18 protein-coding genes are annotated in these 20,852 nt (G+C 66.4%); 7 read left to right on the forward strand and 11 right to left on the reverse strand.

Annotated elements, in window-relative coordinates:
• The 3 genes from mreD to D0Y85_RS17505 all read right to left on the reverse strand — a co-directional run bounded on the left by mreD (position 1) and on the right by D0Y85_RS17505 (position 2,810).
• Complete coding sequence (gene mreD / locus D0Y85_RS17495; RefSeq protein ID WP_117311411.1) at positions 1 to 486, reverse strand: rod shape-determining protein MreD; 486 nt, start codon at positions 484 to 486, stop codon at positions 1 to 3.
• 70 nt (positions 487 to 556) lie between these two features.
• A complete protein-coding gene (mreC, locus tag D0Y85_RS17500) occupies positions 557 to 1,642 on the reverse strand; it encodes a rod shape-determining protein MreC (RefSeq protein WP_117311412.1) in 1,086 nt (361 codons plus the stop codon).
• A 121-nt stretch (positions 1,643 to 1,763) separates the two neighbouring features.
• The gene (locus D0Y85_RS17505; protein ID WP_017355500.1) at positions 1,764 to 2,810 is read right to left on the reverse strand and encodes a rod shape-determining protein; all 1,047 of its coding nucleotides are present in this window, start codon (positions 2,808 to 2,810) and stop codon (positions 1,764 to 1,766) included.
• 282 nt (positions 2,811 to 3,092) lie between these two features.
• Between D0Y85_RS17505 and D0Y85_RS17510 the strand changes: the two genes are divergently transcribed.
• Positions 3,093 to 4,031 (forward strand): carbohydrate kinase family protein, encoded by a 939-nt coding sequence (locus D0Y85_RS17510; RefSeq protein ID WP_059065157.1) that lies wholly within the window; start codon positions 3,093 to 3,095, stop codon positions 4,029 to 4,031.
• A gap of 182 nt (positions 4,032 to 4,213) precedes the next feature.
• On the opposite strand, the gene D0Y85_RS17515 is transcribed toward D0Y85_RS17510, so the two are convergent.
• From D0Y85_RS17515 to ubiE, 5 genes are all read right to left on the reverse strand, one after another.
• The gene (locus D0Y85_RS17515; RefSeq protein WP_117311413.1) at positions 4,214 to 6,187 is read right to left on the reverse strand and encodes an LTA synthase family protein; all 1,974 of its coding nucleotides are present in this window, start codon (positions 6,185 to 6,187) and stop codon (positions 4,214 to 4,216) included.
• A gap of 312 nt (positions 6,188 to 6,499) precedes the next feature.
• Entirely contained in the window at positions 6,500 to 7,057 is a 558-nt protein-coding gene (locus D0Y85_RS17520; RefSeq protein ID WP_229291406.1) for an HAD family hydrolase, read from the reverse strand.
• Positions 7,058 to 7,116: 59 nt separating this feature from the next.
• Positions 7,117 to 7,848: a hypothetical protein gene (locus D0Y85_RS17525; RefSeq protein WP_117311415.1), complete on the reverse strand. Its 732-nt coding sequence runs from the start codon at positions 7,846 to 7,848 to the stop codon at positions 7,117 to 7,119.
• A 126-nt stretch (positions 7,849 to 7,974) separates the two neighbouring features.
• Positions 7,975 to 9,903, reverse strand: a complete 1,929-nt coding sequence (locus tag D0Y85_RS17530; RefSeq protein ID WP_117311416.1) for a M1 family metallopeptidase — start codon at positions 9,901 to 9,903, stop codon at positions 7,975 to 7,977.
• Positions 9,904 to 10,206: 303 nt separating this feature from the next.
• Positions 10,207 to 10,968: a bifunctional demethylmenaquinone methyltransferase/2-methoxy-6-polyprenyl-1,4-benzoquinol methylase UbiE gene (gene ubiE, locus D0Y85_RS17535; RefSeq protein ID WP_032976541.1), complete on the reverse strand. Its 762-nt coding sequence runs from the start codon at positions 10,966 to 10,968 to the stop codon at positions 10,207 to 10,209.
• 80 nt (positions 10,969 to 11,048) lie between these two features.
• Here ubiE and D0Y85_RS17540 point away from each other — a divergent pair, with 80 nt between their 5' ends.
• The 5 genes from D0Y85_RS17540 (at position 11,049) to D0Y85_RS17560 (ending at position 13,755) form a co-directional block, all read left to right on the forward strand.
• Positions 11,049 to 11,501, forward strand: coding sequence for a nucleoside deaminase (locus D0Y85_RS17540; protein WP_049399252.1), 453 nt, complete (start codon positions 11,049 to 11,051; stop codon positions 11,499 to 11,501).
• A 199-nt stretch (positions 11,502 to 11,700) separates the two neighbouring features.
• Complete coding sequence (locus D0Y85_RS17545) at positions 11,701 to 11,961, forward strand: hypothetical protein (protein WP_080149816.1); 261 nt, start codon at positions 11,701 to 11,703, stop codon at positions 11,959 to 11,961.
• 73 nt (positions 11,962 to 12,034) lie between these two features.
• On the forward strand, positions 12,035 to 12,361 hold the full coding sequence (locus D0Y85_RS17550) for a hypothetical protein (protein WP_025877273.1): 327 nt from the start codon (positions 12,035 to 12,037) through the stop codon (positions 12,359 to 12,361).
• Positions 12,362 to 12,433: 72 nt separating this feature from the next.
• Entirely contained in the window at positions 12,434 to 12,856 is a 423-nt protein-coding gene (locus D0Y85_RS17555) for a low affinity iron permease family protein (protein ID WP_025877275.1), read from the forward strand.
• Positions 12,857 to 13,278: 422 nt separating this feature from the next.
• Positions 13,279 to 13,755 carry a transposase gene (locus tag D0Y85_RS17560; RefSeq protein WP_240329277.1) on the forward strand — a complete coding sequence of 159 codons (477 nt, stop codon included), beginning with the start codon at positions 13,279 to 13,281 and terminating at the stop codon, positions 13,753 to 13,755.
• Positions 13,756 to 14,131: 376 nt separating this feature from the next.
• Here the strand turns inward: D0Y85_RS17560 and smeF are convergent, their stop codons facing one another.
• The 3 genes from smeF to smeD all read right to left on the reverse strand — a co-directional run bounded on the left by smeF (position 14,132) and on the right by smeD (position 19,962).
• Positions 14,132 to 15,532, reverse strand: coding sequence for a multidrug efflux RND transporter outer membrane subunit SmeF (gene smeF / locus D0Y85_RS17565; RefSeq protein WP_117311417.1), 1,401 nt, complete (start codon positions 15,530 to 15,532; stop codon positions 14,132 to 14,134).
• Between the two features lie 110 nt (positions 15,533 to 15,642).
• Positions 15,643 to 18,768 (reverse strand): multidrug efflux RND transporter permease subunit SmeE, encoded by a 3,126-nt coding sequence (gene smeE / locus D0Y85_RS17570; RefSeq protein WP_080149814.1) that lies wholly within the window; start codon positions 18,766 to 18,768, stop codon positions 15,643 to 15,645.
• Positions 18,769 to 18,780: 12 nt separating this feature from the next.
• On the reverse strand, positions 18,781 to 19,962 hold the full coding sequence (smeD, locus tag D0Y85_RS17575; protein ID WP_117311418.1) for a multidrug efflux RND transporter periplasmic adaptor subunit SmeD: 1,182 nt from the start codon (positions 19,960 to 19,962) through the stop codon (positions 18,781 to 18,783).
• Positions 19,963 to 20,188: 226 nt separating this feature from the next.
• Between smeD and smeT the strand changes: the two genes are divergently transcribed.
• A complete protein-coding gene (smeT, locus tag D0Y85_RS17580) occupies positions 20,189 to 20,848 on the forward strand; it encodes an efflux transporter SmeDEF transcriptional repressor SmeT (RefSeq protein ID WP_025877280.1) in 660 nt (219 codons plus the stop codon).
• Positions 20,849 to 20,852 lie beyond the last annotated feature (4 nt).

Consider the following 20,852-nt stretch of genomic DNA (forward strand, 5'->3'; position numbering starts at 1 on the left):
TCAGCGTCCGCGCTTGCCGAAGCGCACCGCGTCCAGCAGCACGAACACCAGCGGCCACAGGCCCATGCCCAGCAACGGTGCCCACCAGTACGACCACGGCAGGGTCGGCTCGCCCACCAGGATATGGACCAGCGCGCTGACGATGCGATCGTTGAACAGCAGGCCGCCGATGGCCAGCATCTGCTGCGACATCGGGAAGAAGCGGATGCGCGCGCGGAAGCGCTGCAGGATGAAGGCCAGCATCACCAAGCGCAGCGCTTGTTCGCCCAGCACCCCGCCATACAGGAGGTCAGCGACGACACCGCTGGCGAAGGCGATGCCGAGGCCGACCCGCTCGGGCGTTTCGATGACCCAGTAGGCCAGCACCAGCGCCAGCCAGTACGGACGCAGCGGCTGCAGCAGCGCCGGCAACGGCAGCAGGCCCAGCAGCAGGGCCACCACCAGGCTGGCCGGCAGCACCCAGCGGTTGTCGCGAAGGCGGCTCATCGCTGCGCCTCCGGCTGCGGTTGGGTGGGCTGCGGTTGAGTTTGCTGCGGTTGCCGGCCAGCGGCCGGCACTACCGGGGAGCTGGCTGGGGGAGAGCCCCCCTCTTGTTGAGGGGGGCGCGCCGAAGGCGCGGGGTAAGGGAGGATGCGCGGGCAGCCGGGCTCGTCGCAGACGAGGACGGCTGCCGGCCAGCGGCCGGCACTACCGGGGTAGCCTGCGTTGCTGCAGGCGCGGTGCCGGTCGGCAGCGTTGTGGCATCGGCCGGGCCACCGGGAGCGGCCTGTTCCATCTGCAGGCGCAGGTTCGGCGGAATACGGATCGCCGCGCCGGGGCGCAGCAGCAGCACGTCGCGGCCGCGATCAAGCTGTGCGGCCGGCTTCAGTTCGCCCACCAGGAAGGCGTGGGTATCGTCCGGGCGCAGGCCGGTGATGGTGCCGACCGGGAACCCGGCCGGGAACCGGCCACCAAGACCGGACGTGACGATCTCGTCGCCCACTTCCACGCCGGCGCTGAGCGGGATGTCACGTAGTTCCAGCTTGTCACCGCGGCCGTAGACGATCAGGCGCACGCCATTGCGGGCCACGGTCACTGGCACCGCATGGTCGGGATCGGTCAACAACAGCACGGTGGCGTTGCCACCGGTCACGCTGATCACCTGCCCCATCAGGCCACCGGCGTCGATCACCGCCTGGCCGACGTGCACGCCTTCGCGGCTGCCAGCGTCCAGCACCAGCCGTTGTTTGACCGGGTCCAGGTCGATGTCCAGGATCGGCGCCAGCTGCACGTCCAGGCCACTGCGCTCGGCCACGTTCAGCAGTTCGCGCAGCTGCGCGTTGTCCAGAGCGGCGGTCTGCAGGCGGGTCAGGCGGGCGTTGGCCAGCAGCAGCTGGTTGCGCAGCTCACGGTTTTCGGTCACCAGCTGGCCGTGGCTGGCAGCGGTGTCACGCACCTGGCCGCCGAGCTTGCCGGGCAGGCCGGCCAGCGCCCACACCGGCTGCACCAGGCTGTTGGCCTGCTCGCGCAGGCGCGCCAGCCAGCCGGCCTGGTCATCGAGGACGATCAAGGTGATTGCCAGTGCGAGATAGGCCAGCAGCCGCAGCGGGCTGGCGGCATCACCGGATCGGGAAGCGACGGGAGGTCCGGCGTAGGGCGGCACGGCAACGATTCAACTGGCAGAAGGCGGAAGGGAAACACGCGGGCGCCCCGCCGGTGCCGACCCGCCAACGTGGCGGGCCGCACCCCGGAGGGGCGCTGCGGGCGCAAGCAGCCGGGACGGCTTATTCCGGCGCAAAGAACTCGTTGCCGTGCATGTCCACCAGTTCCAGCGCACGACCGCCACCACGGGCCACGCAGGTCAGCGGGTCATCGGCCACCTGCACGTGCAGGCCGGTTTCCTCGGAGATCAGGCGGTCCAGGTCGCGCAGCAGGGCGCCACCACCGGTCAGCACGATGCCGCGCTCGGCGACGTCGGCACACAGTTCCGGCGGGGTCTGCTCCAGCGCCAGCTTGACCGCGCTGACGATGCCCGACAGCGGCTCGTGCAGGGCTTCGAGCACCTCGTTGGAACTGATCTTGATCATCTTCGGCACGCCCTCGGCGAGGTTGCGGCCGGAGATTTCCATCTCGATCACTTCCGCCTGCGGGTAGGCACAGCCCAGTTCGACCTTGATGCGTTCAGCGGTGGCTTCACCGATCAGCATGCCGTGGTTGCGGCGCACGTAGTTGGTGATCGACTCGTCGAAGCGGTCGCCGCCGATGCGCACCGAGGCGGAATAGACGATGCCGTTGAGCGAGATCACCGCCACTTCGGTGGTGCCGCCGCCGATGTCGATGACCATCGAACCACGGGCTTCGGTGACCGGCATGCCGGCGCCGATCGCGGCTGCCATCGGTTCTTCGATCAGGAACACGTCGCGGGCACCGGCCTCCTCGGCCGATTCCTTGATGGCGCGGCGCTCGACCTGGGTCGAACCGGCCGGCACGCAGACCAGCACGCGCGGGCTCGGGCGCAGGAAGCGCGACTTGTGCACCTTCTTGATGAAGTGCTTGAGCATCGCCTCGGTGTAGGTGAAGTCGGCGATGACGCCATCCTTCATCGGGCGGATGGTGGTGATGTGGCCCGGGGTACGGCCGAGCATCTGCTTGGCCTCGGCGCCGACGGCAGCCACGGAGCGGGTACCGCCGATGGCACGGTCCTGGCGCACGGCGACCACGGACGGCTCGTTCAGCACGATTCCCTGCCCACGCACATAGATGAGGGTGTTGGCCGTGCCCAGGTCGATGGACAGGTCATTGGAGAACATGCCGCGCAGTTTCTTGAACATCTGGGAGTTGATCCTGAGGGGTGTCGCGCCCAACGCGGGATGGCGAAAAAATGGGCAGAAATCGAGGTCGACAAGCCTAGCAACCCGCCTGCCGCCGAGCAAGGAGAAAACTAGCTGAACCCGCGCCTTCACAGGCTTTCGGCCTGATCGGGCATCACCCGGTTCTGGCCCTGAGCGGCACCAGCGGGTAACCTTTGCGCCGTCGGGCGCCCAAGGGCGCCGTTTGCTTGCCTGCCGAAGTGGGCCGGCCCACCCCAAAATTCACCGCATAGGCTTACATCGATGTCCGCTCTGATCTGTGGTTCTCTTGCCTTCGACACCATCATGGTGTTTCCGGACCAGTTCAAGAATCACATCCTGCCGGACAAGGTGCACATCCTGAACGTGTCATTCCTGGTGCCGCGCATGCGCCGCGAGTTCGGCGGCTGCGCCGGCAACATCGCCTACAACCTGCACCTGCTGGGTGGCGACCCGATTCCGATGGGCACGGTGGGTTCGGACTTCGGCCCGTACCGCGAACACTTCGATGCGCTGGGTATCGACCTCACCCGCGTGCGCGTGATCGATGAGCTGTTCACCCCGCAGGCGTTCATCACCACCGACCACGACAACAACCAGATCACCGCCTTCCACCCGGGCGCGATGATGCGTTCCTACGAAAACCACGTCCGCGACGTGCCGGGCGTCAGCCTGGGCCTGGTCGGCCCGGACGGCCGCGAAGGCATGATCCAGAATGCGCTGGAATTCCACGAAGACGGCGTGCCGTTCATCTTCGACCCGGGCCAGGCGATGCCGCTGTTCAACGGCCCGGAACTGCGCGAGTTCATCGAGCAGGCCGATTACGTGGTGGTCAACGACTATGAGTCGAACCTGCTGCAGGAACGCACCGGCTGGAACGAAAAAGAGATCGTCAGCCGGGTCAAGGCCTACATCACCACCCGCGGCCCGAAGGGCGCGGTGATCCACACCCCGGAAAAGAGCTACGACATCCCGCCGGCGCACGAGCGCCGCGTGGTTGATCCGACCGGCTGTGGCGATGCGTTCCGCGCTGGCCTGATCTACGGCATCCAGAAGGGCTTCGACTGGCTGACCATCGGCCGCATGGGCAACCTGATGGGCGCGCTGAAGGTCGAGCACCCGGGCACCCAGAACCAGCGCTTCACCTTCGATGAGTTCAACGAGCAGTTCAAGCAGCAGTTCGGCTACGCGTTGAACGCGTAATCGAACTGCCCGCGCATTCCACCCGATGCGCCGGGGGGAGTGCTACTGGTAGGTGTCGACCTTGGTCGACACTGTCGTGGTAGCGCCGGACCACACCCGGCGGCTTTCCGATCAGACACCTTCCATTCCGGGCGCAGCCCGCGCTGCGCGCTCGCCGGGCATGGCCCGGCGCTACCTCAGGCTCAGGGCCTGGCCCTCTCCGACAAGCGGTACAGCTCTTTCTCGTAGGCCAGCGTGCCCCACATCGCGTAGGCATGTGCGCGCCGTGCCAGTTCCGGCCGCAGCGGCTGCGGCTGCAGCTGGTCGCTGGCCGGGTCGTAGCGGAAACCCTGCGCTGGCTTGTCCGGCTGCAGGATGGCCACATCGTTGCCCTCCATCCACGCCAGATTGCGGTCGTACTGCATCAGCGCGCGTCCGGGCTGCAGCCGTTGCAGGTCGGTCAGGTCCTGTCCAACGGTGGGGGTGGCATCGGCAATGCCCAGCAATGACAACAGCGTCGGTGGCAGATCGATCTGGCTGACGATGCGGGCATCGCGGCGCGCCTCGATGCCGCCGCCAAGGATCAACCCGGGAATATGGAAGTTGCCGATCGGCACCATGTTCCTGCCGAACACCCGCGAATCATGGTCTGCCACCACCAGGAACACGGTGTCCTCCCAGTACGGTGAGGCCATCGCCCTGCGGAAGAACTCGCCCAGCGCGTAGTCGGCGTACTTGGCGGCGTTGTCACGGGTCTGCTTCGGTTGCTCGTACAGGTCGATTCGGCCGTCGGGGAACTCGAAGGGATCGTGGTTGCTGGAAGTGAACACCAGGCCGAAGAACGGCGTGCCCTGCGCTTTCAGCTGCCGGAACTGCTGGTCGGCGCGAGCGAACAGGTCTTCGTCCGACGCGCCCCAGGAGCCGACGAAGGCCGGTTTGCGGTAATCCTTGCGGTCCACGATGCGGGTGAAGCCATTGGCGAGGAAGAACTCGCGCATGTTGTCGAAGTGGCTTTCGCCGCCGTAGTAGAAGCCGGTGTCGTAGCCATGCCGCCCCAGCACATCGGCCAGGGTGAAAAAGCGCTGGCGGCTGGCAGGCAGCTTCACCACCGATTCGGCCGGGGTCGGCGGGAACCCGGTCAGGACCGCCTCAATGCCGCGCACCGAACGCGTGCCGGTGGCATACAGCCGTTCGAACGCCCAGCCCTGTGTGCTCAGGCGGTCGTAGTTGGGTGACAACGGTCGTCCACCGAGACTGCCGATGAACTGCGCGCCCAGGCTTTCTTCCAGCACGATCACCAGATTGCGCGGACTGCCCTGGTACTGCGGCGGACGCAGCGCCAGGCTCGGCAACGCGTCGGAGGCGTACGCCGATGCCGGCAGGCCGCTGCTGGCGCGCAGTTCGCTGACCACCTCGGCAAGCGGCAGGTCACCGTAGACGCGCGAGGTTTCGCTGCGGGTCGCCAGTTGCCGCGCGGCATGGCCGACGGTGTACAGCGAATTCAACGGCAACGCGTTGACGGTGGGGTCGGAGGAGAACGCCACCAGCGCCGGATTCAAAGGACGATGACCCAGGCTGGAACGCACGCCCAGCGCCGCCAGCAGCAGCACCAGCAACGCCAATGGCAGCCGCCACAGCCATCCGGCTTCGACTGCGAGCGTCGTGCTGTTGCCGACCCAGCGCCGCGACCCGCGAAGCAATGCCCAGAACAGCACGATCACAGCGGCAACTTCGATCACCACGGCCAGCAGATGGCCGCGCAACAGCGTCATCCCGACTTCTTCGGGATAGATCAGATACTCCAGGAACAGGCGATTGGGGCGCAGGCCGTACTCGGCCATGAAGCTCGGCGTGGCCAGTTCCATGAACACCAGCAGCACGCTCGCCAGGATCAGCCACCACCGCAACAGATGGCGCCACGCGCGGCCCACGCCTCCCTCCAGCGGCAACAGCAGCGCCAGCACCGCAGGGATGCCGTACAGCAGGCACAGGGTCGACACATCCACCCGCAGCCCCTGCAGCAACACTGTAGACCAGCCGTCGGCAGCACTCACCCGCGCGGCATGCCACAGCGACAGCCCCAGCCGCGACAACGACAGGGCGACCAGGCCGAACAGGAAGAAGGCGGCGATCGGACACAGACGCCGGTACAGCGACACCCACGCAGCTCGGAGCATGAAAGGAATCCAGAAATGGAGCAAAGGACACCCATGCCCCATCCTTGGCAGCGGGCCACACCGGACAACGTGTTACCCGACACAACTGCCAGCGCAGCGGAACTTCCCGCCGGCACCTTCAGCATCCACCTCAGCTTCAACCGGGCTGCGGCAGTGCGCGGCGGCGGTTCAGCAACCGCTTCCGCTTCAGCCCCGGCGGGTCATTCGAAGAACGTCCCGCCGACCGCGCACAATACACTGTGATGACAGTCGACAGTTGACTGCAGGTGCGGGGCCCCTGGCTGCCTGCCAGCGCGCGCACAGAGCGCCGCGCTAGTGCCGCCAGCGCTCCAGCACCGCCCCGCAATCGGGCAGGTGCCAACAGGCCATGCCCGGCCACGGGTTGTCCGGAGCGTTGACCAGAAGCGTACGGCTGCCCGCCGCGCGGCCGCATTCCAGATCGAAGCGGTAATCGCCCACCATCACCACCTGCGCGGGCTCCACCTGCCAGCGCTGCTGGAAGTACTGCAGGCCGGCCGGTGAGGGTTTCGGCTCGGCCTCGTCGCGGCCGATGATGTCGTCTTCGGCAAAGACGTCGCCCAGCCCGATCGCCTGCAGGGTGACCTGCGCCAGGCTGCGCACGTTGCGGGTCAGAATGCCCAGCCGGCAGCCGGCGCCCTGCAGCGCACGTACCAGCGCCACCGCTCCCGTTGCCGGCTGGGAAGCAGCGGCCAGCGCACGCTCGTGCGCCAGCAGCCAAGCGTGCTTGGCGCTGGCCTCTGCGGCCGGCAACCCGGCCAGGTGGGTGAGGATGTCATCCTCTTGCGGAATCGCCAGTTCGCGCTTGATCCGCGCGAAATCATGCACCGCCACGGTCAGCGTGCCATCCATGTCGAACACCCAGTGGCGGATCGCCGACAGCGACGACGCAGCCGCCGGTGCCTGCACGGTCAACGCCACCACGCCGGCATGCGGCTGGCATCCACGCCACCGGTCTCGAACACGGCCGTGCGCGTGCCACCGGCCTTGACCGGGAACTCGATGCTGATCGACTTGCCCTTGGCTGCCAGCTTCCACAACGCCTTCTGGTCGGTGATGAACATGGCGATCGCCTCGTCGGTCTTCGGCCGCCAGGCCGCCATGGAGACCGGCTTGCCGCCGTCCACCGTGACCTTCACCGTGCACTGCGGGCAACGGAAATCGCCGGCCTGCAGCACCAGGTAGGCATGACGCTTCCATTCGGGGTGGTCGCGGAACACCAGCTGCACCGGCTTGGCGCCGCTGCCATCCACATCCACCCGCTCCTTGCTGAAGATCTGCGCCGACAGCTGGTTGCCCTTGCTGCCGACCGGAATCTGGTTGTACTGCCACAGCGCCTGCATGCGGCGCAGATCGCGCGCGGCATCGCCCTTGGCCTTGACCTCGTCGAAGCCGGCGGCGATGCGCCCGGCGGCGGCGGTGTCCTTGTACTGGTCCAGCAGCGAGGCGCCATGCAGGCGCGCACGCTCCCAGTCCTGCGCGGCCACGGCCATGTCGTACTGCTTGGCCACGTCTTCGGCCTTGGCCTCCTTCTGCGCCTGCACGGCGGCCGCGGCGGCTTCCTGCGCCTTGCGTTCTTCCTCGGGGTTGCTGCAGGCGGCCAGGGCCAGGGTGCATGCGGTGAGCAGGATCAGTCGTTTCATGGCGGAGTCCTTTACGGGTGCATTCCGATTCTATCGGCAGCGAAAAGCGGATACAGCAACGGCGGGTTTCCCCGCCGTTGCTGGTGAAGCAGCATCAGGTTGCCGGCCGGCGGCCGGCACTACCGTTTACTTGGCTTCAGCCTTGGCCAGCATGTCCTGCACCGAGGCGGTGGTGATCGGGTGGTAGCCCGGCTTGGCCTTCTCAAAGGCCTGCTTGGCCAGCTCCAGCCCCTTCGGGGTCTTCACCAGTTCAGCGTAGATCGGCAGGATCAGCTTGCGACGGCCGACACGCTCGATGAACGCAGCGGCCGCTTCATTGGCCTGCTCGTAGCCGCTGCGGATGGTCAGCGGGTACCAGCGCATGGCGATCTCGCCATTCGGGGTGCCGGTGAAGTGGAACGTCTTGTCCAGCGTGGCCAGCTTGTCCAGCGGCTGGGTGGCGCCCAGGCCGTCGATGAAGCGGACCCACTCCTGGGTGCTCCACTCGGCAATCACCTGGCTGCTCGGCACGGTGCCGGCGCTGGCGAAAGCGATGCGCGCGGTATCGACGCTGCTGAAGTTGCGCGACTGCGCCTTGGCTGCGAACGCCGGAATGCCCGGCTCGTCCAGCCACGCCTTCAGTTCGGCCTCGGTCACCGCCGACGGATTCTTCGGCAGCAGGTTCTTCTTCAGGTACTCGACGAACTGGTCGGTGTTGGCGCTCTGGAAGGCGTGGTCATCGAACCAGCCGCGCAGGAACGGGTCGAAGGTTTCGCGGCCGAAGCGCTGTTCCAGGAATTCCAGGAACCACGAACCCTTGACGTAAGCCACCTGGCTCAGGGCTTCGTCCGGGTCACGTTCGTTCAGCGGCGGCAGCGCCAGCGCCTGGTCGGCCGGGCTCATGTCCTTCACTTCGGCCAGCAGATCGGTCTGGTCGATCTGCTTTTCCATTTCGGCCATCTCCTTGCCATACAGGGCTTCGGTGATGCGGCCCTGGACGTAGGTGGTGAAGCCTTCGTTGAGCCAGATGTCCTTCCAGCTGGCGTTGGTCACCAGGTTGCCCGACCAGCTGTGTGCCAGTTCATGGGCGACCAGCGAGACCAGCGACTTGTCGCCGACGATCACGGTCGGAGTGGCGAAGGTCAGGCGCGGGTTTTCCATGCCGCCGAACGGGAACGACGGCGGCAGCACCAGCATGTCGTAGCGGCCCCAGCGGTATTCGCCGTACAGCTTCTCGGCGGCACCGATCATCTTCTCGGTGTCTTCGAATTCCTTGGCGGCCTTGTTGACCATGGTCGGCTCGGCCCAGACGCCGGAGCGGCCGGAGATCGGCTCGAACACCAGGTCGCCGGCGGCGATGGCCAGCAGGTAGGACGGAATCGGCTGCGGCATCTTGAAGGTGTAGTCACCGTCACGCGCGGCCTTGGGATCGTTGTCGGCGCTCATCAGCACCATCACGTCCGGGCGCGAGACCACGTGCGCGCTGTAGGTGAAGCGCACGCTGGGGGTGTCCTGCAGCGGTACCCAGGAACGGGCGTGGATCGCCTGCGACTGGCTGAACATGAAGGGCAGCTTCTTGCCCTCGGTCATCGACGGCGCCAGCCACTGCAGGCCCGAAGCGGTCGGTGCGGTGTGGTAGGTCACTTCGACCTTGGCCGGCTGTTCCGGGGTTTCGATGGTCAGCTTGCTGCCGAACACCTTGTCGGCCGGGGCCAGCACGAACTGCAGCGGGCTGCGCGCACCGTCAGCGGCGATCGCTTCGACCTTGGCGATGCTCAGCTCGCGGGTGTCCAGCACCAGCTGCTTGGCGTCCTTCTGCTTCCATTCCAGGGTGTAGGTGGCGGTGCCGCCGATCTGCTTCTGGTCGAAGTCCAGCTTCAGGTCCAGCGCGATGTCCTTGACGACGACCTTGTCCGGCTCGGCGTACGAGCTTTCATCGTGGCTGCGGTTTTCGGCGTTCACGGGGGCGGCGGGAGCCTTCTGGGCAGTCGGGGCGGCGGCGGGTGCGGCCGCCTCCTGGGAGCAGCCGGCGGCCAGGGCCACGGCCAGCGGAAGGAGCATCAGCGGATTGCGCATGAATCGGGACCGTTACGGGGAACAAACCCCAATGGTACCTCTCCCCCGGCCGGGAAGCGTTGCGCGGTGCGGGGTAATGGCGGCGTGGCGCCACCCTTTGGTAGGTGCCAACCTTGGTTGGCACGGATCCATCATTGCTCGCGCCACGTGCCGACCTTGCTGCTTCTGGCAGGTGCCAACCTTGGTTGGCACGGACCGGGCAGCGCTCGCGGACGGGCGTGTGCCAACCAAGGTTGGCACCTACCAGGACCGTGCCGGGACGTTGCGTGGTAGCGCCGGGCCATGCCCGGCGACCGTCAAGGCTTACAGCTTGTAGCCGGAGTGGATCGAGACGATGCCGCCGGTCAGGTTCTTGTAGTGGCAGCGCTCGAAGCCGGCCTGCCCCATCATCGCCTTCAGTTCTTCCTGCGGCGGATGCTTGCGGATGCTCTCGGCCAGGTACTGGTAGCTGTCCGAATCGTTGGCGAACAGCTTGCCCAGCTTCGGCAGGATCTTGAACGAGTGGAAGTCGTAGATCGGCTTGAACCAGTCGGCGGTGACTTCGGAGAACTCCAGCACGCGGGCCTGGCCGCCTACCTTCAGCACGCGGTACATCTCGCGCAGGCCGGCGTCCTTGTCGGTCACGTTGCGCAGGCCGAAGGCGATGGTCACCAGATCGAAGCTGTTGTCCGGGAACGGCAGGGCCTCGGCGTTGCACTGCACGTAGTCCAGGCCCAGCACCAAGCCGCGGTTGGTCAGGCGGTCACGGCCGACCGACAGCATGCCGGCGTTGATGTCGCCCAGCACTACCGAGCCCTCGGCACCGACGCGCTCCTTCAGCAGCGCGGCGATATCGCCGGTGCCACCGGCCAGATCAAGCACGCGGTCACCCGGCTTCACCTGCGCGGTGGCGACGTAGTAGCGCTTCCATGCCCGGTGCACGCCCATGCTCATCAGGTCGTTCATCAGGTCGTAGTTGCGCGCGACCGACGTGAACACCTGGCCGACCAGCTTCTGCTTGTCCTTGGCGTCAACGTCGCGGAACCCGAAATGGGTGGTACCGGATTTGTAGGGGGATTCGCTCATGCCCCCGATTATCGCACCGCCGGGCCCCTGCGGGGAACGCTGGCCGTATCATGGCGCCCCACGACCTACCGGAGCCCCGCATGATCACCACGCCCGACTACCAGGCCCTGCTGCAGACCGCCATTGCCGAAGCCCGCCAGGGCCTGGCCGAAGGCGGCGTGCCGATCGGCGCGGCGCTGTACCACAACGACGGCCGCCTGCTCGGCTGCGGCCACAACCGCCGCGTGCAGGAAGGTGACCCGTCCGTGCATGGCGAGACCGACGCCTTCCGCAAGGCCGGCCGCCAGCGCCGCTACCAGGACACCATCATGGTCACGACCCTGGCCCCGTGCTGGTACTGCTCGGGCCTGGTGCGGCAGTTCAACATCGGCACGGTGGTGGTCGGCGAATCGCGCACTTTCCAGGGCGGCATCGACTGGCTGCGGGAAAACGGCGTCAACGTGATCGACCTGGACAACCAGGAATGCGTGGACCTGCTCGGCGGTTTCATTGCGCAACATCCGGAAATCTGGAACGAAGACATCGGCGAATGAGCATCCGCCACGGCTGATGAGCCCGCTTTGATGAACGCTTCAGTGCCGGCACAGCCTTGTGCCGGCAGCGTCTGCACGCTTCAACGTGAACTGCTGCGCAGTCAGCTGCGTGCAGTCAACACGCGCCACTAACATCCTGCTGCGCAGCGACGTCTAGGGTGGAATGCAACCGGGCCCCCGCCCCGGATTGGAGCCGACCATGCACGCGCATGCCGTACGTCCTCGCAGTGACCCGGCGCTGGCCGCGATCTGGAGCCGACTGCAGCAGCAGTACGCACTGCACCAGCGCAGTGCCCCGTTCTGGAGCGCCTACCAGGACATGCAGCAGGATCTGCTGCACGACCATCCCCGCGACCTGGTGCGCCTGTGCAATGCGATGGCCGCCATGGCCGAACAGCTGGGCGCGGTTGAACACGCGCAGCTGCTGCGCCGTCGCCACGCTGGCTGCACATCGCGCTGACGCGGCATGCACCGCCGCCCGGGCCACACTGTAACGGGCCCCACTCCCTTCACCTCCAACCGATTGGATCGTCATGCACGCTGAAGTTCCCGCCATTCCCCCTGTCATCAATGTCGATGCGGAGCTGGATTACTGGCGCCGCCAGCACGCCGATGGCGCACTCGCGCACACCTCGTTCGGCACCTATGTCCCGTGGATCAAGTTCGCCTGTGATTCGCTGATCACCCAACCACGCGCCAGCAACGCCCAGCGCGATGAGCTGTTCCAGACCCAGTACGCCCTGCAGATCATGCCGCGCCTGAGTGAAGCGCAGGCCCGCGAATTCGTCGAACGCTGCTGGCAGCATGTCTACTTGGCCAGCCCGGTGCGCAGCCAGGAAGCACCGCGCCTGCGCGCCTGAGTCCATGCCTGCTGCACGGCACCTGCACGGCCATGTGCCGATGATCATCGCCATTCCCGTGGAACGATGACGATGAGCGCAAGGAACCTGTTCAATACGATCGCCAAGAAGGCCGCGGCCGCCACCGGCTCGCCGTGGACCTTCCTGGCCGCAGTATCGATCGTCGTGCTGTGGGGCATCAGTGGCCCCATATTCAAGTTCAACGACACCTGGCAGCTGGTGATCAACACCGGCACCACCATCATCACCTTCCTGATGGTGTTCCTGATCCAGCACACGCAGAACTCGGACACCGCGGCGATGCAGATCAAGCTGGACGAGCTGATCCGCGCCACCGCCGAGGCCAACAACGAGCTGCTGGATCTGGAAGAGCTGGACGAAGAGCGCCTCGAAGAGATCCGCGCCGAGTACGAAAGGATGGCGCGCGAAGCCGGCGACGCATTGACGCGGGTACGCGCCTGCCGCACCGAGCGGCGCGACGACGAAGCGGTGTGACAGCAGCAACGCTCGCCGGGCATGACCCGGCGCTACCGGGAATTTCCACCCTCTGGTAGCGCCGAGCCATGCCCGGCGAGCGCGAAGCGCGGAACGCAGCAGACACCGTGAACACCGAACGGGAAAGCCGCCGGGCATGGCCCGGCGCTACCGGGAATTCCCCCTCTGGTAGCGCCGGGCCATGCCCGGCGAGCGCGCAACGCGGAATGCAGCAGACATCGTGAACACCGAACGGGAAAGCCGCCGGGCATGGCCCGGCGGGCGCGCAGCGCGGAATGCAGCAGACACCGTGAACACCGAACGGGAAAGCCGCCGGGCATGGCCCGGCGCTACCGCAGTGTCCCCATACGGATGGCGCTCAACCAGTGCGCAGACTGGAGGATCCCCACAAGAATCAGTGGCGATTGCCGATGCCAGCAGACATGCTGTTCCAACAGACTGGCTTCATGTCCAGTCGTCATCTTGCTCGTGGCCGCGACTCCCGGGTCGATAGCTGCTATGTGCTCACCACTGTCGTACGGCAGCGGCGTCGGGTTTTCGAAGACCCCGACCATGCCGCATGCCTGCTGGAAGCGCTGCGGTTCGTGGAACGTGCAGGCATGAGCCACTCCTTTGCCTGGGTCATCATGCCCGATCATCTCCACTGGCTGGTGCAACTGCGCAGTGGAACACTTGCCCGACTGATGGGAACGGTGAAGTCACGCAGCAGCAGACACTTGGGGCAACAGTTCGGAGTGGATACACCGCTTTGGCAGCCCAGCTACTTTGACCATGCGGTGCGCAATGAGGAAGCCTTGAGGCGTCACGCTCTCTACATCCTGGGCAATCCCATTCGGGCGGGACTCACCAACCAGTTGGATGAGTATCCATTTGCGTGGTGCCGCTGGTCGATGCGGTAGCGCCGGGCCACGCCCGGCGAGCGCGAAGCGCGGAACGCAGCAGACACAGTGAACACCGAACGAGAAAGCCGCCGGGCATGGCCCGGCGCTACCGAAATCGGAGCGGCTTACCCGCAAGCTCGGAACGCAGCAGACACCGTGAACACCGAACGGGAAAGCCGCCGGGCATGGCCCGGCGCTACCGGAATCGGAGCGGCTTAGCCGCAAGCGCGGAACGCAGCAGACACCGTGAACACCGAACGAGAAAGCCGCCGCGCATGGCCCGGCGCTACCGGAATCGGAGCGGCTTACCCGCAAGCTCGGAACGCAGCAGACACCATGAACACCCAACGGGAAAGCCGCCGGGCATGGCCCGGCGCTACCAGATCAGAGCGACTTACCCGCGCTCGTGCCAGCCGCCGCCCAGCACCTTGTACAGCGTGATGCGGTTGGCCTGCTGCGCCAGCTGTGTCTGCAGCTGGCTCTGCTGCGCGTTGTAGGCGGTACGACGTGCATCCAGCAGGGTGACGAAGCTGTCCAGGCCCGCGTCATAGCGCGCCTGCGACAGGCGGTTGGCCTGCTCGGCCGCTTCCACCAGGCGCTGCTGCGAGGCCGCCTGTTCATCCAGGCTGACATTCAATGCCAGCGCATCGGCGGTTTCGCGGAAACCACTCTGGATCGATTTTTCGTACTGCGCCAGCGCGATATCGCGATCGGCGTTGGCCACGGCCAGGTTCGCGCGCAGCTTGCCGCCCTGGAAGATCGGCAAGGTGATCTTCGGCAGGAAGCTCCACACCCGCGTACCGCTGTCGAACAGGCCGGACAATTCACCCGAGCCACTGCCGATGCTGCCGGTCAGCGAGATGCTGGGGAAGAACGCAGCGCGTGCGGCACCGATGTTGGCATTGGCAGCCAACAGCTGATGCTCTGCGGCCATGATGTCCGGGCGCTGCAGCAGCACGTCGCTGGGCAGGCCAGCCGGCGGTGGTGCCAACGCAAGCACCTGCGGTGCGATGCTGTCCGGCAGCAGCGCCGGATCCAGCTGGCCACCGGCCAGCAGCGCCAGCGCGTTGCGGTCCTGGGCCAGCTGCCCACGCAGGCGTGCGGCATCGGTACGCGCTGTTTCCACCAAGGTGCGGGTCTGGGTCAGTTCCAACCCCGAACTGCCACCGCGCTCATGGCGCGCTTCGGCCAAGCGCAGCGAATCCTCATAGGTCTTCACTGTGGCTTCGGCGATTTTCAACTGTTGCGCGTCGGCACCATAGGTCAACCACGCGGTGGCGGTCTCGGCCACCAGGCTCAGCTGCGCGTTGCGGCGGTTGGCGGCTACAGCGAAGTACTGCTGCAGCGCGGCTTCGCTCAGGTTGCGCACGCGGCCGAACAGGTCCAGTTCGAACTCGGCCACGCCGACGCCCGCGCTGAACTGCTCGGTGACCGGCACATCGCCACCGCGGCGGTCCATCTGCCCGGTCACCGCCACGCCCGGTACGCGGTCTGCGCGCTGCACGCGGTACTGGCCGCGCGCCTTTTCGACGTTGAGCACGGCCACGCGCAGGTCGCGGTTGTTGTCCAGCGCCTGGCCGATCACCTGCTGCAGGCGCTCGTCGGTGAAGAAGTCACGCCAGCCGACCGCGGCCGCATCGGCCACTTCGCCCTGCGCTGCTTCGGCCGGCCACTGCGACGGAATGGCCGGGGCCACTGCGGTGTTCTTCGGCGCCAGGGTGCCGCAGCCGGCAAGCGCCAGTGCCGCCGCGATGGAGAGGAACAGAGATGCACTTTTCATTGGAATGACTTCCATCGGTACTGCCGGATGGCAGGAGGTAGTGCCGGCCGCTGGCCGGCAACCTCATTGGATTCACATCAAGCGAGCAGCAGCTGCCGGCCAGCGGCCGGCACTACCGTTTCGAATCAGCTGGTGGCGTTGCGCTTCTTGAACACGCGCTGCACCACGACGAAGAACAGCGGCACGAAGAACACGCCGAGTACGGTGCCGACCACCATGCCACCGAGCACGCCGGTGCCGATCGCCTGCTTGGCGCCGGAGCCGGCACCGCTGGAGATTGCCAGCGGCAGCACGCCCATGCCGAAGGCCAGCGAGGTCATGATGATCGGGCGCAGACGGTCGCGGACCGCGTGCATCGTCGCTTCGATCAGCCCCGCGCCCTTCTCCAGATGCTCCTTGGCGAACTCGACGATCAGGATCGCGTTCTTGCTGGTCAGGCCCACCGTGGTCAGCATCGCCACCTGGAAATAGATGTCGCGCTCCATGCCACGGAAGGTATTGGCCAGCACCGCACCGAGGATGCCCAGCGGTGCCACCAGCAGCACCGAGGTCGGCACGCTCCAGCTTTCATACAACGCGGCAAGGCACAGGAACACGATCATCAGCGACAGGGTGTACAGCAGCGGCGTCTGCGAGCCCGCCTGGCGTTCCTGGTAGGACATCGCCGTCCACTCGACGCCGAAGCCCGCCGGCAACTGCTTGGCCAGCTGTTCGATCTCGGCCATGGCATCACCGGACGCCACGCCCGGGGCCGGCTCGCCCTGGATTTCGGTAGCCGACACGCCGTTGTAGCGTTCAAGGCGCGGCGAGCCGTAGTCCCAGTGCTTGCTGGCGAAGGCGCTGAACGGAACCATCTCGCCCTTGTCGTTCTTCACCGACCAGAGATCGAAGTCCTCCGGCACCATGCGGAACGGCTGGTCAGCCTGCACGAACACGCGCTTGACGCGGCCGCGATCGATGAAGTCATCGATGTACGAGCTGCCCCACGCGGTGGCCAGGGTGGTGTTGACCTGGTCGATCGACAGGCCCAGCGAGCTGGCCTTGGCCACATCGATATCGATGCGGAACTGCGGGGTGTCTTCCTGGCCGTTCGGTCGCACGTTGGCCAGCTTCTTGCTGCCGGCCGCCAGGCCCAGCAGCTGGTTGCGGGCCGCCAGCAATGCCTCGTGGCCCTGGCCGCTGTTGTCCTTCAGGAAGAAGGTGTAGCCGGAGGCCGTGCCCAGTTCCGGAATGGCCGGCGGCGGGAAGGCAAAGATGAAGGCATCCTTGATCTGCCCCAGCGCGGCCATCGCACGTCCGGTGATCGGCATCACACCGTTGTCGGCGTCACGATCCTTCCAGTCCTTCAACTTGACGAAGGCCATGCCCGCGTTCTGGCCCATGCCGGCGAAGCTGAAGCCCTGCACCGAGAACACCGATTCGACGGCACCCTTCTCGTTTTCCATGAAGTGCTTTTCGAGCGCGGCGATCGATTCCAACGTGCGCTCCTGGGTTGCGCCCACCGGCGCCTGCACCAGCGCCATCAGCACGCCCTGGTCTTCGTTGGGCAGGAACGAGCTGGGCAGGCGCACGAACAGCACGCCCATCAGCAGGAACAGCGCGGCCACGATGCCCATGAACCGCCACGGACGGTGCAGGATGCCGCGCACGCCGCGCTGGTAGCTCTCGCTGGTGCGGTCGAAGCCACGATTGAAGCCGTTGAAGAAGCGACCGGCGAACCCGCGGTGGGCGACGTGGTGCTCACCCTTCTTCAGCGGCTTGAGCATGGTCGCGCACAGCGCCGGCGTCAGCACGATCGCGACCAGCACCGACAACGCCATCGCCGAGACGATCGTCGCCGAGAACTGCCGGTAGATCACGCCGGTGGAGCCGCTCATGAAGGCCATCGGCACGAACACCGCCGACAGCACCAGGCCGATGCCCACCAGCGCGCCGGTGATCTGGCTCATCGACTTGCGGGTGGCTTCCAGCGGCGACAGGCCCTCTTCGGACATGATGCGCTCGACGTTCTCCACCACCACGATGGCATCGTCCACCAGCAGGCCGATGGCCAGCACCATCGCGAACATGGTCAGCATGTTCACCGAGAAGCCCAGCACCGACAGCACGCCGAAGGTACCCAGCAGCACCACCGGCACGGCGATGGTCGGGATCAGGGTGGCGCGGAAGTTCTGCAGGAACAGGTACATCACCACGAACACCAGCACGATCGCTTCGAGCAGGGTCTGCACCACGCCCTTGATCGACACGCGCACGAACGGGGTGGTGTCGTACGGGATCTCGGCCTTCAGGCCGGCCGGGAAGAAGCCTTCCAGTTCCTTCAGCGTTTCATCGACACCGGCAGCGGTATCCAGCGCGTTGGCGCCGGTGGCCAGGGTGACCGCCAGGCCGCTGGCCGGCTGCCCGTTGTAGCGGGTGACGAAGTCGTACGACTCGGCGCCCAGCTCGACGCGGGCTACATCGCCCAGGCGCAGTTCGGCACCGTCCTGCGCACCGCGCACGATGATGTTGCGGAACTGTTCCGGGGTCTGCAGGCGCGACTGCGCGTTGATGGTGGCGTTGAGCTGCTGGCCCTTCACCGACGGCGCACCACCCAGCTGGCCGATGGCCACCTGCGCGTTCTGTGCCTTCACCGCAGCGACCACTTCCGGCACCGACATGCCGTAGGTGTGCAGCTTGTTCGGGTCCAGCCAGATGCGCATGGCGTACTTGCCACCGAACACCTGGATGTTGCCCACGCCCGGAACGCGGCTGAGACGGTCCACGACGTTGGAACCGACGTAGTCGGCGATGTCGTTGGCATCCATGCTGCCATCTTCGGACACGAACGCGATGACGTTCAGGAAGCCCGAGCTGGACTTGGCCACGTTGATGCCCTGCCGCTGCACTTCCTGCGGCAGCAGCGGCATCGCCAGCTGCAGCTTGTTCTGCACCTGCACCTGGGCGATGTCGGGATTGGTCCCGCTCTCGAAGGTCAGGGTGATGGTGGCCTGGCCGTTGGACGAGCTGTTGGAGGAGAAATAGATCAGGCCATCAAGGCCCTTCATGTTCTGCTCGATGATCTGCGTCACCGAGTCTTCGACCACCTTGGCCGAAGCACCCGGGTAGCTGGCGCTGATTTCCACCGCCGGCGGTGCGACGTTGGGGTACATCGAGATCGGCAGCTTGAACAGGGCCAGGCCGCCGGCGAGCATGATGATGATCGCGATGACCCACGCGAAGATGGGTCGATCGATGAAGAAACGTGCCATGGAGTTCTCCGCTTACTTCGCGCCTGCGGCCGCAGCTGCAGGTTGGGCGGCGGCCGGCTTGACCGGGGCGGCGCCCTGTTCGGTGGCATTCACGGGCATGCCCGGGCCGATCTTCTGCAGGCCTTCGACGATGACCTTGTCACCGGCCTTCAGGCCGTCCTCGACCAGCCACTTGTCGCCGACGGTGCGGCTGACCTTGACCGGGCGCACTTCGACCTTGTTGTCCTTGCCGACCACCATCGCGCTGGTATCGCCCTTCGGATCGCGGGCGATGCCCTGCATCGGCACCAGCACCGCATCGCTGCGCACACCGCCGCCGATCACCGCGCGCACGTACATGCCCGGCATCAGCAGGCCATCGGGGTTGTCGACCTTGACCCGCAGCGCGAAGCTGCCGGTGGCCGGATCGACGCTGACTTCGGAGAACTCCAGCGTGCCCTTGTGTTCGAAGGTGCTGCCGTCTTCCATCAGGATGCTGACCGGCGTCTGCTGGTTGTCCTGCAGGCGGCCGGCGGCCAGTTCGCGGCGCAGCTGCAGCAGCTCGGCCGAGGACTGGGTCAGGTCGACGTAGATCGGGTCCAGCTGCTGCACGGTTGCCAGCGCCGTGGCCTGCCCGGCGCTGACCAGCGCGCCCTGGGTGACGCTGGACTTGCCGATGCGGCCGCTGATCGGCGCGGTGATGCGCGCATAGCCGAGGGTCACGTTGGCGGCATCCAGCGAGGCCTTGGCGGCGCCGACATCGGCCTCTGCCTGCTTCTGCGCGGCCACGGCGTTTTCCAGATCCTGCTGGCTGACCGCGTCGACCTTGGCCAGTTCGGTGATGCGCTTGGCGCTCAGCCGCGCTGCATTGGCAGTGGCTTCGGCGCGGGCCAGCTGTGCACGCGCACTGTTGGCCTGGGCGCGGTAGCTGGCGTCCTCGATCTGGTACAGCGGCTCGCCGGCCTTGACCATCCCACCCTCGGTGAACAGGCGCTTGGCGACGATGCCATTGACCTGCGGGCGCACTTCGGCCACCAGGAAGGCGTTGGTGCGGCCCGGCAGCTCACGGGTCAGCCCGACGGTCTCGGACTTCAGCGTGACCACGCTGACCTGGCCCGGCCCCTGTTCGGGCGCCTGGGGTTGGCCGCCGCAGGCAGCGACGGTGGCAGCGATCGCCAGCGACAACGCGAAGGGTCGGATTCGGCTCAGCAACATGATGGGAATGGCTCTTGAAGGGAGGGATCTCAGCAGGTGCTGATACGACGGACCCTCCCCTTGCAGGAGTAAGTCCGCGCGAACAGCGCCCACCCGCGTGAAGTGGGAGCCGGGACTGGCCTGCCACGCGCACGACGGGAATGATGGGACGGAAATATACATACATGCGTGTTTGTTTGTAAAGCGGTACAATTCAGCCACGTTTCACCCGCACTCGTACCCGCTCATGGCCCGCAAAACCAAAGAGGACACCCAGGCAACCCGCGAAGGCATCCTGGATGCCGCCGAAGCCTGTTTCCACGAACACGGCGTAGCCCGGACCACGCTGGAGATGATCGGTGCCCGCGCCGGCTACACCCGCGGCGCCGTGTACTGGCATTTCAAGAACAAGGGCGAGGTGCTGACCGCGATCGTCGAACGGGTGCACCTGCCCTTCATGCAGGAGCTGGAGCGCACCTCCACCGACCAGCGCGACACGCCGGTGCATGACCTGCGCGCGGTGATGATCCACTCGTTCATCGAGCTGTCCGAGGACGAGCGCCTGCGCAAGACCATGGAGATCATGCTGCGCAGCGATGCCTCGGCCGACACCAGGGTGCTGACCGAACTGCAGCAGAGCGGTTTCCGCGATGCCCTGGACCGGATGGAACGCGCCCTGCGCCGTGCCCAGGACCTGGGCCAGCTGCGCGACGGCGCCGACCCGAAGATCGCCGCGCGCATGCTGCACGCCACCGTGCTCGGCGTGCTGCACGGGGCGATGGTCGAACCGGACCTGATGGACCTCAAGCGCGACGGCATGCTGGCGCTGGACATGACCCTGGCCGCCTACGTGAAAGAAGGCGTGTTCGTACCGGGTTCGGTGCCCGAGCCGCTGCCGGAGGCGTGACGGC

The organism is Stenotrophomonas sp. G4, from assembly GCF_003428825.1.
Lineage (GTDB): Bacteria > Pseudomonadota > Gammaproteobacteria > Xanthomonadales > Xanthomonadaceae > Stenotrophomonas > Stenotrophomonas indicatrix.

Coding starts and splice junctions, on each gene's coding strand:
- D0Y85_RS17545 (WP_080149816.1), top strand. CDS start 11,701: ATGCACGCGCATGCCGTACGTCCTCGCAGTGACCCGGCGCTGGCCGCG.
- ubiE (WP_032976541.1), bottom strand. CDS start 10,968: ATGAGCGAATCCCCCTACAAATCCGGTACCACCCATTTCGGGTTCCGC.
- D0Y85_RS17530 (WP_117311416.1), bottom strand. CDS start 9,903: ATGCGCAATCCGCTGATGCTCCTTCCGCTGGCCGTGGCCCTGGCCGCC.
- D0Y85_RS17540 (WP_049399252.1), top strand. CDS start 11,049: ATGATCACCACGCCCGACTACCAGGCCCTGCTGCAGACCGCCATTGCC.
- D0Y85_RS17550 (WP_025877273.1), top strand. CDS start 12,035: ATGCACGCTGAAGTTCCCGCCATTCCCCCTGTCATCAATGTCGATGCG.
- D0Y85_RS17505 (WP_017355500.1), bottom strand. CDS start 2,810: ATGTTCAAGAAACTGCGCGGCATGTTCTCCAATGACCTGTCCATCGAC.
- D0Y85_RS17560 (WP_240329277.1), top strand. CDS start 13,279: ATGCTGTTCCAACAGACTGGCTTCATGTCCAGTCGTCATCTTGCTCGT.
- smeE (WP_080149814.1), bottom strand. CDS start 18,768: ATGGCACGTTTCTTCATCGATCGACCCATCTTCGCGTGGGTCATCGCG.
- mreD (WP_117311411.1), bottom strand. CDS start 486: ATGAGCCGCCTTCGCGACAACCGCTGGGTGCTGCCGGCCAGCCTGGTG.
- D0Y85_RS17525 (WP_117311415.1), bottom strand. CDS start 7,848: ATGAAACGACTGATCCTGCTCACCGCATGCACCCTGGCCCTGGCCGCC.
- smeD (WP_117311418.1), bottom strand. CDS start 19,962: ATGTTGCTGAGCCGAATCCGACCCTTCGCGTTGTCGCTGGCGATCGCT.
- smeF (WP_117311417.1), bottom strand. CDS start 15,532: ATGGAAGTCATTCCAATGAAAAGTGCATCTCTGTTCCTCTCCATCGCG.
- smeT (WP_025877280.1), top strand. CDS start 20,189: ATGGCCCGCAAAACCAAAGAGGACACCCAGGCAACCCGCGAAGGCATC.
- D0Y85_RS17515 (WP_117311413.1), bottom strand. CDS start 6,187: ATGCTCCGAGCTGCGTGGGTGTCGCTGTACCGGCGTCTGTGTCCGATC.
- D0Y85_RS17555 (WP_025877275.1), top strand. CDS start 12,434: ATGAGCGCAAGGAACCTGTTCAATACGATCGCCAAGAAGGCCGCGGCC.
- D0Y85_RS17510 (WP_059065157.1), top strand. CDS start 3,093: ATGTCCGCTCTGATCTGTGGTTCTCTTGCCTTCGACACCATCATGGTG.
- D0Y85_RS17520 (WP_229291406.1), bottom strand. CDS start 7,057: ATGGATGGCACGCTGACCGTGGCGGTGCATGATTTCGCGCGGATCAAG.